Origin of the sequence: Companilactobacillus futsaii JCM 17355 (genome assembly GCF_001435505.1) — a bacterium.
In the GTDB taxonomy this organism is placed as follows: domain Bacteria; phylum Bacillota; class Bacilli; order Lactobacillales; family Lactobacillaceae; genus Companilactobacillus; species Companilactobacillus futsaii.
Genome location: NZ_AZDO01000050.1, coordinates 1 through 15,263 on the forward strand (window position 1 = coordinate 1; position 15,263 = coordinate 15,263).

Genomic DNA, 15,263 nt, shown 5'->3' on the forward strand with positions numbered 1-15,263 from the left:
GGTGTTTTTTTTATTTATTTTTTCTTAAGGTGGCTAACTTGATTATAAAATTCGCCGAATAATTAATGCTGGAATTAAAACATATTAAAAAGTATTACCATGTTGGTGATTCCGTCACAAAAGCTCTAGATGACGTTTCTGTTGCTTTTCGTAAGCAAGAATTCGTAGCCATCTTAGGACCTAGTGGCTCTGGTAAAACGACCATGCTTAATGGTATCGGTGGTTTGGATATCTACGATTCAGGGGATCTAGTTATCAATGGTAAATCTACCAAGGACTTTTCTGAAGCCGACTGGGATGCTTATCGTAACAATTCCGTTGGGTTTATTTTCCAAAGCTACAATATCATTGGACATTTGAGTATCCTAGATAACGTAGAAATGGGAATGACGCTTAGTGGTGTCCCTAGTGAAGAAAAAGAGAAAAAAGCTCGCGAAGCCTTGGAACGAGTCGGTTTAGGTCCATATATCAACAAGAAACCTAACCAACTATCTGGTGGTCAATTACAACGTGTAGCGATTGCTCGTGCGATTGCTAATGACCCAGAAATTTTACTTTGTGATGAACCTACTGGTGCTTTAGATACTGAAACCAGTGAAGAAATCATGCAATTGATCAAAGAATTATCAGCTGAACGATTAGTTGTCATGGTTACTCACAACCCTACTTTGGCTAAAGAATATGCTGACCGTATTATCAACTTTGCTGATGGCAAAATTCTTGACGATTCAAATCCTTTCGTTGAAGATGCTTCTAAAGATAATTTTGAACTCAAGAAAACTAAGATGACTTTCTGGACGGCTTTGAAATTGTCATTCACAAATTTGAAAACTAAAAAAGCCAGAACTGCTCTGACGGCTTTTGCTTCAAGTATTGGTATTATCAGTATCGCTATCGTTTTAGCTTTGTCGTCTGGTTTCCAAAAGCAAATTGACAAAACCCAAGGTAACACTTTGGCACAATTCCCGGTTACTATTTCGCAAACTGCTTCTAAACAGACAGCTTCTGTGGATAAAGTGAAAAACTCCAATTCCAAAAAAGTTACTTCCAAATTGAGTCAACAAGAGAAATCAACTCATACTAATAAATTAAACAAGAATTACTTAAATTACATTAAGAACTTAGATCCAGAATTGAGTAAGAACGTCACTTATACTTATTCAACTGGTATGAATCTTTTGACTAAGAACGACGGCAAAGTTAAAACAGCCCAATTCTCTAATACTAACAGTTCTAATTCCATGAGTGGCATGTCTGCTGCTATGGCTTCATCAACTGGTATTGGAACTTCCGTGTATCCATCTTCAAACAACAATAATTTCTTAAAGAAGCACTACAAAGTTATTGCTGGTGCTCTACCTAAGAATGAGAATGAAGTTATTTTGTTAGTTGACCGCGATAATTCAACCAACATCAACGCTCTAAAGAACCTTGGTATGAACGTTAAAGATAATCAAAAAATCGACTTTAACAAATTAGTCGGTAAAGAATTCAAGGTCGTTGCTAACAATGATTACTACAATAAAGTCAGCAACAATCTTTACACACCAAATTCTAATTTAAATGACGTTTACAACAACGCTAACAACAAAACTATTAAGATTGCTGGTATTTTGAAAGTTAAATCCAAGTCATCTGAAAACATTCTTGCTTCAGGAATTGCTTACAGTGACAAATTAACTCAAGATATCATCCAAACTAACAAGAATTCTGACATCGTCCAAGCTCAAAAAGCTAGTGACAGTAACGTCTTAACTGGTAGCAATGTTGATGATACAACTAAGACTTCGTTAGTTAGTTATCTTGGTGGTTCAACAACTCCTGCAAGTATCTTGATTTACCCTAATACTTTCAAGGATAAAGATAAGGTTCTAAGTTACTTAGATAAATACAACAAGGGCAAGAAGGAATCAAATAAAGTTATCTATACTGATTTAGCTGGTCAAGTTTCTAACTTAACTGGTGGCTTGATGGATGCTATCACATATGTCTTAGTAGCCTTCGCCGGAATATCTCTAGTAACAAGTATGATTATGATTGCTATCATCACTTACACTTCAGTGCTAGAAAGAACTAAAGAAATTGGTATTCTAAAAGCTTTGGGTGCTAGAAAGAAAGATATTACTCGCGTATTCGATGCTGAAACTACTATTTTAGGTGTTTCTTCCGGACTACTTGGTGTTATCATCGCTTGGTTGGCAACTTTCCCAATCAATATCATCTTGCAAAACATGACTGATCTGAAGAATGTCTCACAACTAAATCCAGTTCATGCAATCGTCTTGGTTATTATCAGTACGATTCTAACTGTTTTAGGTGGTCACATTCCTGCTAAGATGGCGGCTAAAAAAGATGCTGCTACAGCACTTAGATCTGAATAATTCATAATAAAAACTCCTCAAAATTAATTAAAATTTTGAGGAGTTTTTATTACAGACAGCAAGCATCTAAATTAATTACAATTATTCTTTATACCATTTCAAAACGGAATCAATATCGGCTTGTTTTTGATAATCTACATTAAAACTTCGCTTAGCAATGCCGGAGCGTACGTTGACTGTTAAACCAGCAATTTGCTTTTTCTCTAGCCACAAACTATTACGTCGCTTTAAAAATTGAATCGTCATTTTAGGGATGAACATCGTTTGTTTAGTCATTAAAGAACTATTTTGCAAGAAAATATAGTCTCGATTTAAAACTGTTACCTTAGAGCGCTTGGACTTAAGATAAGCTGGAATATTCCACAAAATCAAAACTACCATCGTTAAAATTACCGTGATTAAAATGTGGTTGTGTAAAATTGCAATCAAAATAATTAATATCGGCAAGGACCACAAGCTGTAATTTCTGAAATTATAAAAATACGTAAATTTCTGTGGTTGAAATTCTGGAATAGCAAACGGAACACTCTTAAAAAAATGTGTCATAAATTGCGGAATCTTATCTGTCTTAATTACTGGCATTACGATGATGCCCTTTTCTGTATCGCCTTGATTAGAATTTGACACTATCACTAATTGAATCGTCGCAATCTTCAAAAAACTTCGCATTAACGGTTGCTTAATAACGATAGCTTGAATCCGCTCAGTTGCAATCGTCGTCTTCTTAGTCTGGAACAAGCCACGCTCAATTACGAATTGCCCATCGTTTTCTGTCAGTCGAAAGTGATAATACTTAGCAATCAAAATTAACGCTGAACCGATGTAAAAAATCACAACTACTAATATGGCTAAAAAGACTACCACTAGAAAACCTAAACCAGCCGCTTTAGTTGCCATATCTGCATAAAATTGGTCATTGATTAAATCGGAAATTTTACCATAAGCGGCCAAAACAACTAATAATCCACTAAGAAAAGCAGGTGATGTTAAAGAAAATGACAATAAGTCAGACCAAGAAATTTGATAAGTATTTTTGGCAACCGGTTTAATATCTTCAACGACTTGGACACCATCTCTTAGATGATTGATTTCATCTTTAAGACTACTAGGTACGGCTTTTAGAGATACCTCTGAAGTTTCTGAATGACCAGCTGTTTCAATCTCTAACTCTACTAATTTAAATGGTTTTAAAAAGAACCACTGGTTAGTTGTGATATTTTGAATTCTCTTGTATGGCACGTGGTTGACTTTTTTGACGAATAAACCACTTCTAATGACAATTTCACTCTCAAGCAGTTGATAAGTGTACATAAAATAATCGACAAAAATATCGGCAACTGACCAAATGATTAGTACAGCAACGATTACGATAATAATCTTTTGAAATTGAGTATTATCGTTATTCATCCCAATTGCCAAAATTATTAAAGGAATAATCACGCTTCGAATTGAAGTGTACGTCAAAAAAATTAGCGCTGCGGGATGCATTCGTCTCGGTTTAGATGTCATTTCTGGCCTCCTGCGCTAATTTCATGATCAATTCTTTTAGTTTATCAGCCGTTTTTTCATCTAATCCTGCAATATCTTCCGCTCCAGCTGCTGTTTCAACGACAACTTTTTGTAATTTCTTGAGACGTAAAATTGGTCCCTGTTTCAGGGTAACATTTTGCACACGAGCAATTGGAATAATAATTTGTTTACGAAAGAAGAAACCATGGTGCAGTTCAACTTGTCGTCCATCAATAAAATAAGTCCAATAATTCCAATGGTAATTAACTAATCCCATATCAAAAGCAAAATTCAATACGCCTATGATTAGTGCTGCCAAACTAGCCCCAAATAGAAATTGTTCAAAAAATCCACTGGCCCAGTTCTTTCCTACAAGTAGTGCTACGGCAATTATTAGCCAAATTCCCAAAGTAATTAAAGCCTTAATCTGCCAAATCGTTTTGATCGACGACGGTAGTTTCTCCACCTGTTCCATTATTAATCCCCCTAAAACTAATTTTTCTTAATCATATCAAAAAAGTTTCAGAGTTCCAAAATTACATGGCAGCTTTGACGTCATCCAATACTTGAGCAATATCGCCCTTAATAGCCTGACCCTTGTCCTCAATTTCTTCTGGCAAAAATTGATAATCACGGTTAATCATAACGTCATAGGCACCGTCAAGACTACCTGTTAATCCCCAGAAAGGTTCTTGAATAAACATTGGAGTCATGCGACCTACACCTAGCTCGATCAACAAAAGATGGTCATCATGCAAATGATTCAAAACATCGTCAGATATCTTTTGGTACTCTTGGTGATATCTAGTTCCCTCAAGAAAATTACCGTAACCACGTACCCAAGGAAAAGCTTCAGCACCACAATTTTGACAGTGAGGAATCAATTCAGTTGGGACTTTAGTGTCATCCCCCATGGCTTGAATCATTTCTTCAACCGGCTTGACTGCATCCCAAACTTCATCACTACATTGTTGTGAACATTGGAAATAACGATGGTCTCCTTGAATTTGAGCAACCTTTTCTTCAGGAAAAGCCTTGATTGCTTGAGTATCTTGATTAGTCGTTAAAATAAAATAATCTTTATCCTTTAAAATTTCTTGAAGATCCAAAAATGGCTTTCTAATTTCAGCGTGTTGAGTCGTATATAAGAAAGTAGCTAAATAACCCCAATATTCTTCACGACTAGGCCAAGGATATTGCATTCCCGAAAAAGCTCCTTTAATACCATATTTCTCAGCAAACTTCCCAAAATACTTTCTAAATGAGGCATTGTCTTCGTAGTAAAAATCACCACCACCGGCAGCTGACAAACCTGAAGCTCCCCCAACGATAATGTGATCAGCTTCTTTGATTTTATCCGCTAAGATCTGTACTTGTTCTTCATATGGCAACATTGGCTTTTCCGTCAATTTAACTGGTGTCTTGCCACTAGCGTAAACGTTAAAAAATTGTTGATAATTCATTTGTGTCTTCATTACTAATTGTTCATAAAATGATTGAGCCATTATTTATTCTCCTTCAATAAATCTTTAAATGTAGTTTCGATATCTCCCGGTAAAGCGATGGACCTTGATTCTATTTCTGGTGCAATCATGATCTCATTTACCATATTGAGCGTCACATAATTCCACGAAGGTAGTTGACTAACAGCCTTCATCAGAGGTTGCTTAATCAACTTATTTCGTGAACCGATTCCTAATTCAAGTTGAACGACTTTTTTGTCAGCATATTGGTTGACAGATTGGTCAAAACGTTGTTTTTGTTTTTGCCACTGTGGTGATTGCATTTCTAATTGATCGAAATTTCCTTCTATTTCGAAGATTTTTCCAGGATCAAATCCATTTAATTGAAAATGCGTATCAGCGTTAGATGTGACGACAAAATAATCTTTTTGATCAACAATTTGCTTCAACATTGCAAAGATTTCGGTCTTTTGATAATCATCGATTAAATATTGATGTACTTTACGCATGAATTCTTGATGATCTGGCGTCGGAATCTGTGCAAAGACACCTTGAATCAAACTATTAATTCCGTAAAGAATGTTGAAATGACCAAAATATTTTTCGAAATTATCATCATCAGCAAAAATATTATATCCTTCAGCAATCGACAAACCATTGCTAGCACTGATTAAAAGTGCATCGCTCTGATCAATTAAATGTTTAACTTCTTTTATTTTTGTGTTCATTTATTTTCCTTTTTATCCTCCATATAGTACAATTACGTACACAGTGTATGAAAATCATTTTTTGAATTTAAGAACACTTTTGTGAATTTGCCTAATTTCATAACATATTTTCAAAAGTGTAAGGGAGAAAATATGTCTAATACAAAAAAGCTAGACCGTAGAACCATTTATACAATCAGTACCATTAAGGATTCTTTTTTGGAACTAATCAATCAAGAGCCATACCCCCAAATCAATGTTGCCAAGCTATGTCGTCATGCGGATATGACCCGTTCGACTTTTTATGCCCATTTTGACAACTTAACAGCCGTCTTGAATGCAGTTTTGGATGATGCCTTACTATTCACCGACAATAATCAATCCAATACAACTATCGATCCAACTGCTAGTTTGGATTTATTGAAAGAAAATGAATCTCTTTTACCGGCCTGCCAACGAATTGCCGATTCTAGTAAATATCGTAAGTTATTAATGGACCCCAGTTTGAATGATTATATTATTGGTCGCATCGTCGCTCATGAAAAAGATAAACTCGTTCCATCTATTCAGAAGCGAACTGGTCTCAATGAATCGGAAGCAGAATTATTGTTTAACTATTCAATCCACGGATCTTTTGCCATCAACAAACGTCATCATTTCATTAAAGACGATGATTGGTATCGTGAATTACAATTACTCAATCAATTCACCAGTGCTGGTTATGAATCTATTAGAAAAAATAATTCCAAATAAAAAGACATTACCTAGTAATCAATTGACTACTAAGTAATGCCTTTTTTTATATTTTAACTACTGCAATCCCAATCAAACCGGGACCAGTATGAACTCCTAAAGCGGGTCCAACTTGTTCAGTAAATTCTTGTTGTCCTTTAATACCGTTGTCATGCAAAATATCTAACATGTGTTGACCACCGGCTTCATCAGCTCCATGACCAATACCAATCATGTATTTATCACCATCATTGATGAAATCTTGAGCATAACCAAGCATCATCTTTTGACCTTTTTTCATACCACGAGCTTTGGCGGCAATCGTGTAAGTACCTTCAGGTGTACAAGTGACGATTGGTGCTAGTTTTAACATTCCACCAACTGCAGAAGCAACCGCACTGATTCGACCACCAGCTCTTAAGTAAGTCAAAGTTGGAATACAGAAGTAGACCATGGCGTTTTGGCACATCTTCTCCACTGCAGCAGCAACTTCATTTAAAGTCTTACCTTCATCAACCAAGTTTTTGGCACCAATGGCAATCAAACCAGAAGCAATAGCAACTTGTTTCGTATCAAAATATTTAGAAACAAAACGATCATCATCATCTAGAAAGACTTTCAAAAAATTAAATGTCCCACTCAAACCTGACGAAACCGAAATTGACATAATCTGTGTGTAACCATCATTAGCGATTTGATCCAAAGTCTTTTGAATCGATTCACCTGATGGCAATGAAGTTTTAGGAATTTCAACGGGTAAATTTTTGTAAACTTCTTCAGCCGAAATATTAACCCGGTCCAAGTAAGTTTTGTCATGGTAAGCAATTTGCATTGGTAACTCATAGATACCAGCCTTTTTGAGATATTCTTTAGGCAAATCACAACAAGAATCTACCAATACAGCAATCTTTTCCATTCTAATTAACTCTTTTCATCTGAATTGTTTTCAATCATTAATATTTTCTTCGTAATTAGTTTCGTGGCAAAAGCCATTGTCACCATCTCGACCATCAAATAAGCTGAAGATTGATCCTTTTCAGATAAAGCTTGTTTCTCTTCACGATGATTCAACATTCGTAAAGCTATTTCTTGTTTTTCACAAAAGAAATCATATGCTTGGGCAATACCACCGTTTAAACGTGTCATTACCTTCAGACCTTCTTCAATGTCGTTGATTGAAACTACTTGTTTCAAAAAAGTTATGGCAATCAAATATGCTAAATGTTCACGAGTATATCGCTTCTTTTCTGGATGAGGCAATAAACCATTCTTCACGTAATTATTGACCATTGATGTGGTGACAACGGGACCATCCTCCAACCAAACGGATCCAATATATTTATCAACTAGTGTCAATAGTTGATCACGGTACAGATCTAGTTCTGGCAAATCCTCAAACCTTGGCATGTGATAGGCCTCTACCTTGTCTAACCAGTCTTGTAATTCATCCATAAGAAAGCGCTCCTTTTGTAATTACTTTTATAATTTAACATAGTTATCTTAACTATTCAATCTAGTTTTAAAAACTAGATGTGATTTTATTCTGATTCCTCTCTTATTGTATCAAAAAAAGCCTTGAATACTATTCAAGACTTTCCTTCAAATCATGCTCCCGCCAACCCATGGCAACCACTAGAGTTAAACCGGCAGCGGTCAATAAAATGATATAACCAATATTACGACTGAAATTGATATCGCCTAAATACAAATCTCCAACTAAGGTACCTAGAACGGCTATCCAAATACCGATACGCTGAATCCTCGTAAAGGCAGTTCCAGTCTGACTGCGTCTTTCTCTCTTCGTAATGTATGGTAGTACAAATCCGAGCCCGATTAAAACAATAATGGCTACGAAATTAATAACTAACTCATACCACCACATTGTTGATCCAAATGGCACATCCTGTGGACCGATTGCAGCAACAGTTGCCACACCAGTCAAAATCAAGCACCACCAACCAACAGCGAGCGAAAGTTTTTTATTTTTAATGTAAACATAGCCCGATTTATACTTATCGTCATTCATTCTGATCTTGATGAAGGACCAGAAGATCCAACAAGTTACTCCCGGTGAAATGATTCCGTTTAGATTTAACAACCAGTTGAAGATATCTTTCATATTAGGTAATAAAATACCTAAGAACATAATAAAGGCACTCAAGCCAACCGTTAAAATATAACCATTAATTGGCAATCCAGCGGAATTGGTCTTTCGCAAAAACTTAGGCATGTAACGATTACCCGTATCAGAGATCAACATTCTCGTCATTGCATTCAACAAGACGGCCAACAAAGCAGCTAAGTAAAAAATTTCAGTAAAAGCAAATACGTACATCAAAGTATTTCCCATGTGGAACCTTTGACCTAAGGCTTGGAAAGCATAATATGAGCCGTTGATTTTTAAATCATCTGGCAAATGGTACGCGTTGAAAAATACTCCCAATGAAAATGAACCAAAGATAGTTAAAAATCCGGTCATAACTGACAACATGATCATCGCTTTAGGAAAATCACGATTAGGGTTACGCATCTTCGTAACAAAGGGTGCAATTCTCTCAGCTCCATTAATAGCAAAAATCAAAAATCCTAGAGTCGTCAAATAATGTAAGTTAAAAGTTGGTACGATCGTATGAACAGTTAAAGGCTTAGTCGCAATGTGGCCACCCATCCCTAAAGCAGTGACGGTCATAACTACGAAAAGAACTGTCATCCCGAACATGGCAATTCCACCAATCGTACTCAGTACTTCTAACGAATGTTCAAAACGGGATTGAATGATTATAAAGAATACAAAGATCAACAAAGTGAACAGGGCAAAATTACTATTAGACATTTGCGTCTGCAAGTTAGCATTCCCGTTAACGACCCAACCTAACGCGACCGCAATCGTATTAGCAGTATCAACAACATACGGAATCGAAGCAGCCCAATAAGTCCAGGCAGCAAAATATCCCAAAAACTCCCCACTAGTTTCTCTTACCCATGAAGTTAATCCTCCACCGTCATCGTCAAAGGTGGATCCCAATTGTCCAACCATCAACGAATACGGAATAACATACATGAGAATCATAATGATCCAGGACGTAATAACGCCCATCCCTTGATTCTGGAAATTGTAAGTCAGATCGTCGAATCCAACTACGGTAACAAAATCCATAAGGGCCAACACTGGCCAGCTGATGTATCTCTTCTTTGTATTTAATTCTGTCATGGCGTTTTCCTCAAGTGAAAATAAATCATCTTTCTAATTTACTCACCTAACGGTTAATTCAAATATACAATACTTTCGGTTGAATAGTAGGAAAATGATCTAAAAACATCAAATAATTTTAAGCGCTTACTTACCCGACATGACCGCAATCTAAAAAGATTGACCTTTTGGTGTACATTATGGAAAATAAGCAACTCGAAATATTTTACCATAAAAGATATGGGAGTGATATATAAATATTTTCTCTCCTGATTTGCCTACATTTTTGCAAAAAAAAGATAGCATTAAAAGTTTAGTTGGTGGTGGTATGCCGTCCTCCATAGCGAAGAAAATGGTGGTTTAACTTTTAATAATACTAAAAAAACGCATCTACTCAGATCTGTCTCCAAATCTGAATAAACGCGTTTTTTAATTTGTCAAAATAAATAATAAATGACAACGAAGATTAGTAAACTTTCAAATTATGTTCTTTCCAACCAAACAAGATTACTAACAAAATTCCTACAACACTAAGTGCTACGATTCCGTGAATATTGTAAGCGTGATTTGAACCACCCAAATACAAGTCACCGACAATCGTCAAGAAGATAACTGCCAGAATTCCCGTCCATTGTAAGCGTGTAAAGGCTGAACCATTAGTACTGCGTTCTTCACGACGAGTTACGTATGGCAAGATCAAACCTAGTCCAATCAAGACAATGATAGAAACAAAGTTGATGATCAATTCGTACCACCATGTTGATGAGGCGAAAACTACGTCTTGAGGTCCGATACCAAAAATTGTCGCAACGGCAGTAACTATCAAACACCACCAACCAACTGTCAAAGCAGTTTTGTCATTTTTAATGAAGACATAATCGGATGGATACTTTTCACTATCTTGACGAATCTTAATGAAAGCAAAGAAAACCCAGCAAGTTACACCCGGAGAAATAATTCCGTTCAAGTTTAAGAGCCAGTTAAAAATATCGTTCATACTTGGCAAGAAAATACCTAGTGACATAATGAAGGCACTCAAACCACAAGTTAGCAAGTATCCATTAACTGGCAAACCAACTGAATTAGTTTTCTTCAAAACTTGTGGCATATAACGATTACCAGTGTCAGAAATCAACATTCTTGTCATTGCATCTAATAAAACAGCTAACAAAGCTGCTAAATAGAACACTTCTGCTAAAGCATAAACGTATAACAAAGTATTACCTAGATGATATTGATTACCCAAAGCTTGGAAAGCATAGTAAGCACCATTCATCTTCAAATCTTTTGGTAAATGATAAGCATTGAAGAAAACACCCAATGAGAATGATCCAAAAATAGTCAAGAACGCCGTCATTGCAGCCAACATGATCATTGCTTTGGGAAATTCTTTATTTGGATGACGCATCTTAGTAACGAACGGTGCTATCAGTTCAGCTCCATTCATCGCATAAATCAAAAGTCCCAAAGTAGTTAAGTAATGCAAATTAAATTTCGGAATAATTGTGTGAATCGTAAATGGTTGAGTGGCAATGTGTCCACCCATAGCTAGTCCGGCAAAAGTCATGAAAACGAATAAAACCGTCAATCCAAAAATAGCCACTCCACCGATCGTACTCAAAACTTCCAATGAATGCTTGAAACGTGATTGAGTGAAAATAAAGACTACGAATACTACCAAAGTCCAAAAAGCAAACCAACCGTTAGACATGTGATTTTGCAAGCTAGCATTTCCATTGAAAGTCCAACCCAAACCAACGACTAACGAATTGGCCGTATCGACAACGTAAGGAATCGAGGCCGCCCAATAAGTCCAAGCAGTGAAATATCCCAAAAATTCACCATTCGTACCTCTAATCCAAGAAGTCAAACCGCCACCTTCCTTGTTGAAGGTAGATCCTAATTGTCCCACCATCAATGAATAAGGAATGACGTACAAGAATAGCATGATAATCCAGGATGTAATGACTCCCATCCCTTGACTCTGAAAGTTGTAAGCTAAATCATCAAAGCCAATTACGGTAACGAAGTCCATCAGCGCCAAAACTGGCCAGGAGATGTACTTCTTATTTGGTTCTAGTTCTTCCATAATAAACCCCTATATATGTAAATTTGTCCTAAAAACAAGTTTTAATTTTACAACTTATTAGTTTACATACATAGACAAAAGCGTTTTCCTAATTAATTTTATGCTATTCCATCAGCCTTTAAGGTACTGGTCAATAAATTATCTGCTAAATCGGATAGCTTTGTAATATCAAACTTTCCTTGACGCAAAGCTGTATGCAAAACGCCAACCATTCCCCAGCAACAGTAATTAAGAATATAATCACTATTTTCCGGATGAACGAACGGAATGACTTTTTTACCATTAGTAATCGTCAATTCAATCAACTTCTGCATTAATTTCGAATCAGGATTTTGACACAAGACGCCGATCATTCTTTGATTTTCACCGATATAAGCCATAACCGTTCGGAAAAATTCTGGACCAATAACTTCATTATTCGCTGGTGCTTCAAAATTTAGCAACATCTGGGCAAAGTGATCCATGACGTAATCTTCAGTTTTACTCAATAAATCGTAAATATCCGTGAAATGCAAATAAAATGTCCGCCGATTTATATCAGCCTTGTCAGTAATTTCTTGAATCGTAATCTCGTTGATTGGTTTTTGTTCCATCAAGTCAATGAAGTTATCTCGAATCAATTTTTGAGTCCGTCTGGTCCGACGATCATTTTCATTCATACAAATCTCCTTCACAAAATCATAATTTCTGTGCATTAAAACACATAACCGCTACCATTGTTTATTGTTCCTAAAACCATTCCTCCATAAGATAGAGTTACTCAGGAGGTAGATAATATGTTTCTCACATTAAAAGAATTATTACACGAAAAATTAAAATTTTCAGCTTTAGGACTCATCATTTTTCTAATTGTTTTCTTAGTTTTGTTCATTACTGGTCTAGCTAGTGGTCTTGCAAACGATTCTGGCTCAGCTATTAAAGAAACCAATGCTCAAACTTTTATTTTGCAAAAAGGTTCTGAATCTAGATTGAACCGCTCCGAATTAACTGAGCAAGATTGGCAAAAATTTCAAGATAAATATCACAATAAGGCTGCCAAATTGAGCGTTTCGCAAATGTCGATTCAACAAGCTAACAATGCCAGCAAAAAGACTGACATTGCCTATTTCATAATTGACGCTAACAGCTTTTTGAATCCCACAACTATCTCTGGTCAAAAACTAAAGAACGCTAATAATAACCAAGTCGTAGTCAGCGATAAATTAAAATCCTCCGGTTATAAACTTGGGGACAAATTCAAAGATCCAGCTACCAAAACAACTTTTGAAATTGCTGGTTTTACTGACAACAAAGCTTATTCACATACACCAGTAATTTATCTAAACCAAAAACAAGCTCAAAAACTTTCACCAAATACTAATTTCAATACTATTGCTTTAAAGAGTGGAATTTCTAAAAAATCTGGCTATCAAGTTATTAGTCAACAAGATTTAATTGATGCTATCCCTGGATATTCAGCTGAACAAGGTTCGCTCTACTTAATGATTGGCTTCCTTTACATTATTTCTTTATTCGTACTGGCTGTCTTCTTCTACATTATCAATTTACAAAAATTAAGCGACTTTGGAACTCTAAAAGCTCTTGGAACCAAAACTTCATATTTAGTTAAGCACGTCTTATCAGAAATGGGAATTCTCTCTCTTGTTTCTATCATAGTTGCTTCAGGAGTTACTTATGGCATCTCACTTTACATGCCTGCTTCAATGCCATTTAACTTGGGCACAACAATCTTGCTTGGCACTGGGCTGCTCTTTTTAGCCATCACTTTGATCAGTGCTTTACTATCATTAATCAAAGTTGTCAAAGTAGATCCAATTTCTGCAATCGGAGGTAATAACTAATGCCAGTTCTAGAATTAAAAAATATCATCAAAAACTATCCTGATGGACAAAATATCAACGAAGTTTTAAAGAACGTCTCTTTTCAAGTTAATCAAGGAGAATTCGCAGCTATCGTTGGTCCTAGTGGTGCTGGTAAAAGTACTTTACTGACAATCATGGGTGCTTTATTGACACCTACTTCTGGACAGATTCTCTTAAATGGTCAAGATATCAGCCAACTATCTAAGAAAAAACAAACTGAGATTCGACTCAATCAAATTGGCTTTATTTTCCAAAATTCTGACTTGATTCCCTACTTAAAAATCAAAGACCAATTACAGTTTATTCAAAAAATCTCTTCCAAAAAACCAGTCGATGCTATAGAGATTCTCGACAAGTTGGGGCTAAATTCACGTCTCAATAATTATCCAAACGTCTTATCTGGTGGCGAAAAACAAAGAGTTGCAATCGCCAGAGCCTTTATCAATCAACCAGACTTGATTTTAGCCGATGAACCAACTGCTAGTCTTGACTCCCAAAGAGGTCACGAGGTCGTTTCCATTATTCAACAGACTGTTCATCAAGAAAACAAAGCTGCCGTTATGGTAACTCACGATGAACGAGTGCTTGATTTAGTCGATACAATTTGGGAAATTGAAGACGGTAAACTGAAGAAAGTTCAATAACAATTACTAATAAAAGACACCATAACAACTCACTTGCGAGTATTATGGTGTCTTTTGTATTTATATCAACTCGAATAATTATAATTTATCAATATCTTCAACATCTAAAGTAACGTTTTCCTTATCATTATCAACAGCATCCAAAGCTGCCAAAGCTACCATGCTGACAGGTAAACTACGATATCTAGAGTCAGAATCAACTTTATCATCGTCAGTTACCATCGTGGCTGGTCTCATGATAACTGTTCTAAAGCTGCGTTTATTCAAGTTGTCTTCAGCATCACGTTTGGTACTGATGTAACGTTTATTAGCACCAGGAATATCGTCAGCGGAAATGTAAACGAAGACTGGAACTTTATTCTTTTCAGCTGCATCGGCGATATTTAAAGCACTTTGGTAATTAACCTTTTCAAAAGTTAAATCTTCATTTTGATTTTCTTGATATTCGCCGATCGTATCAACAACTACGTCAGCATCTTTCAAATAGTTTTCCCAAAAACCAGTGCCCAAGGCATTACCAATCTTCCAGTCAACTTTGCTATACCATAATTCATTGCCCAAAGGTTCACCAGTTCTAGAAACACTCGTAACCGAATCTCCATTTTCGATAAATTGTTTAGCGAACTCGCCACCTACGAATCCGTTTGCACCAAAAATTACTACTTTTCTTGCCATAATTAAAATCC

Annotated in this window: 14 protein-coding genes; 4 read left to right on the forward strand and 10 right to left on the reverse strand. The window is 36.0% G+C overall.

The window, feature by feature from the left end; all coding sequences use genetic code 11:
• Window positions 1-65: 65 nt before the first annotated feature.
• Window positions 66-2,381 carry an ABC transporter ATP-binding protein/permease gene (locus FC88_RS04520; protein WP_057813228.1) on the forward strand — a complete coding sequence of 772 codons (2,316 nt, stop codon included), beginning with the start codon at window positions 66-68 and terminating at the stop codon, window positions 2,379-2,381.
• An 81-nt stretch (window positions 2,382-2,462) separates the two neighbouring features.
• On the opposite strand, the gene FC88_RS04525 is transcribed toward FC88_RS04520, so the two are convergent.
• The 4 genes from FC88_RS04525 to FC88_RS04540 form a co-directional block, all read right to left on the reverse strand.
• Window positions 2,463-3,890, reverse strand: coding sequence for a PH domain-containing protein (locus FC88_RS04525; RefSeq protein WP_057813230.1), 1,428 nt, complete (start codon window positions 3,888-3,890; stop codon window positions 2,463-2,465).
• On the reverse strand, window positions 3,880-4,365 hold the full coding sequence (locus FC88_RS04530; protein WP_057813232.1) for a PH domain-containing protein: 486 nt from the start codon (window positions 4,363-4,365) through the stop codon (window positions 3,880-3,882). The genes FC88_RS04525 and FC88_RS04530 overlap by 11 nt, the downstream gene beginning before the upstream one ends.
• 61 nt (window positions 4,366-4,426) lie before the next feature.
• Window positions 4,427-5,395, reverse strand: a complete 969-nt coding sequence (locus FC88_RS04535) for an SIR2 family NAD-dependent protein deacylase (protein ID WP_057813234.1) — start codon at window positions 5,393-5,395, stop codon at window positions 4,427-4,429.
• A complete protein-coding gene (locus tag FC88_RS04540) occupies window positions 5,395-6,081 on the reverse strand; it encodes a hypothetical protein (RefSeq protein ID WP_057813236.1) in 687 nt (228 codons plus the stop codon). The genes FC88_RS04535 and FC88_RS04540 overlap by 1 nt, the downstream gene beginning before the upstream one ends.
• A 132-nt stretch (window positions 6,082-6,213) precedes the next feature.
• On the opposite strand from FC88_RS04540, the gene FC88_RS04545 reads away from it, so the two are divergent.
• The gene (locus FC88_RS04545; protein WP_057813238.1) at window positions 6,214-6,813 is read left to right on the forward strand and encodes a TetR/AcrR family transcriptional regulator; all 600 of its coding nucleotides are present in this window, start codon (window positions 6,214-6,216) and stop codon (window positions 6,811-6,813) included.
• Window positions 6,814-6,859: 46 nt separating this feature from the next.
• Here the strand turns inward: FC88_RS04545 and FC88_RS04550 are convergent, their stop codons facing one another.
• The 5 genes from FC88_RS04550 to FC88_RS04570 form a co-directional block, all read right to left on the reverse strand.
• Window positions 6,860-7,708 carry a DegV family protein gene (locus FC88_RS04550; protein WP_057813241.1) on the reverse strand — a complete coding sequence of 283 codons (849 nt, stop codon included), beginning with the start codon at window positions 7,706-7,708 and terminating at the stop codon, window positions 6,860-6,862.
• Between the two features lie 5 nt (window positions 7,709-7,713).
• On the reverse strand, window positions 7,714-8,244 hold the full coding sequence (locus FC88_RS04555) for a DUF1836 domain-containing protein (protein ID WP_057813243.1): 531 nt from the start codon (window positions 8,242-8,244) through the stop codon (window positions 7,714-7,716).
• 130 nt (window positions 8,245-8,374) lie between these two features.
• Window positions 8,375-10,003, reverse strand: coding sequence for an APC family permease (locus FC88_RS04560; RefSeq protein WP_057813245.1), 1,629 nt, complete (start codon window positions 10,001-10,003; stop codon window positions 8,375-8,377).
• Window positions 10,004-10,448: 445 nt separating this feature from the next.
• Window positions 10,449-12,071, reverse strand: a complete 1,623-nt coding sequence (locus tag FC88_RS04565; RefSeq protein WP_057813247.1) for an APC family permease — start codon at window positions 12,069-12,071, stop codon at window positions 10,449-10,451.
• Between the two features lie 98 nt (window positions 12,072-12,169).
• Entirely contained in the window at window positions 12,170-12,730 is a 561-nt protein-coding gene (locus tag FC88_RS04570; protein ID WP_057813249.1) for a TetR/AcrR family transcriptional regulator, read from the reverse strand.
• A gap of 117 nt (window positions 12,731-12,847) precedes the next feature.
• Between FC88_RS04570 and FC88_RS04575 the strand changes: the two genes are divergently transcribed.
• Together FC88_RS04575 and FC88_RS04580 are read left to right on the forward strand one after the other, a co-directional pair.
• Window positions 12,848-13,912 carry an ABC transporter permease gene (locus FC88_RS04575; protein ID WP_057813251.1) on the forward strand — a complete coding sequence of 355 codons (1,065 nt, stop codon included), beginning with the start codon at window positions 12,848-12,850 and terminating at the stop codon, window positions 13,910-13,912.
• A complete protein-coding gene (locus FC88_RS04580) occupies window positions 13,912-14,577 on the forward strand; it encodes an ABC transporter ATP-binding protein (RefSeq protein WP_057813253.1) in 666 nt (221 codons plus the stop codon). Before FC88_RS04575 ends, FC88_RS04580 begins: the two co-directional genes overlap by 1 nt.
• 78 nt (window positions 14,578-14,655) lie before the next feature.
• Here FC88_RS04580 and FC88_RS04585 read toward each other — a convergent pair whose 3' ends face one another.
• A complete protein-coding gene (locus FC88_RS04585) occupies window positions 14,656-15,252 on the reverse strand; it encodes an NAD-dependent epimerase/dehydratase family protein (RefSeq protein ID WP_057813255.1) in 597 nt (198 codons plus the stop codon).
• Window positions 15,253-15,263: the final 11 nt, after the last annotated feature.

What these genes read in the sequence shown, in the direction of transcription:
- FC88_RS04520 (WP_057813228.1), top strand. Translation starts at nt 66, where the DNA reads ATGCTGGAATTAAAACATATTAAAAAGTATTACCATGTTGGTGATTCC.
- FC88_RS04525 (WP_057813230.1), bottom strand. Translation starts at nt 3,890, where the DNA reads ATGACATCTAAACCGAGACGAATGCATCCCGCAGCGCTAATTTTTTTG.
- FC88_RS04530 (WP_057813232.1), bottom strand. Translation starts at nt 4,365, where the DNA reads ATGGAACAGGTGGAGAAACTACCGTCGTCGATCAAAACGATTTGGCAG.
- FC88_RS04535 (WP_057813234.1), bottom strand. Translation starts at nt 5,395, where the DNA reads ATGGCTCAATCATTTTATGAACAATTAGTAATGAAGACACAAATGAAT.
- FC88_RS04540 (WP_057813236.1), bottom strand. Translation starts at nt 6,081, where the DNA reads ATGAACACAAAAATAAAAGAAGTTAAACATTTAATTGATCAGAGCGAT.
- FC88_RS04545 (WP_057813238.1), top strand. Translation starts at nt 6,214, where the DNA reads ATGTCTAATACAAAAAAGCTAGACCGTAGAACCATTTATACAATCAGT.
- FC88_RS04550 (WP_057813241.1), bottom strand. Translation starts at nt 7,708, where the DNA reads ATGGAAAAGATTGCTGTATTGGTAGATTCTTGTTGTGATTTGCCTAAA.
- FC88_RS04555 (WP_057813243.1), bottom strand. Translation starts at nt 8,244, where the DNA reads ATGGATGAATTACAAGACTGGTTAGACAAGGTAGAGGCCTATCACATG.
- FC88_RS04560 (WP_057813245.1), bottom strand. Translation starts at nt 10,003, where the DNA reads ATGACAGAATTAAATACAAAGAAGAGATACATCAGCTGGCCAGTGTTG.
- FC88_RS04565 (WP_057813247.1), bottom strand. Translation starts at nt 12,071, where the DNA reads ATGGAAGAACTAGAACCAAATAAGAAGTACATCTCCTGGCCAGTTTTG.
- FC88_RS04570 (WP_057813249.1), bottom strand. Translation starts at nt 12,730, where the DNA reads ATGAATGAAAATGATCGTCGGACCAGACGGACTCAAAAATTGATTCGA.
- FC88_RS04575 (WP_057813251.1), top strand. Translation starts at nt 12,848, where the DNA reads ATGTTTCTCACATTAAAAGAATTATTACACGAAAAATTAAAATTTTCA.
- FC88_RS04580 (WP_057813253.1), top strand. Translation starts at nt 13,912, where the DNA reads ATGCCAGTTCTAGAATTAAAAAATATCATCAAAAACTATCCTGATGGA.
- FC88_RS04585 (WP_057813255.1), bottom strand. Translation starts at nt 15,252, where the DNA reads ATGGCAAGAAAAGTAGTAATTTTTGGTGCAAACGGATTCGTAGGTGGC.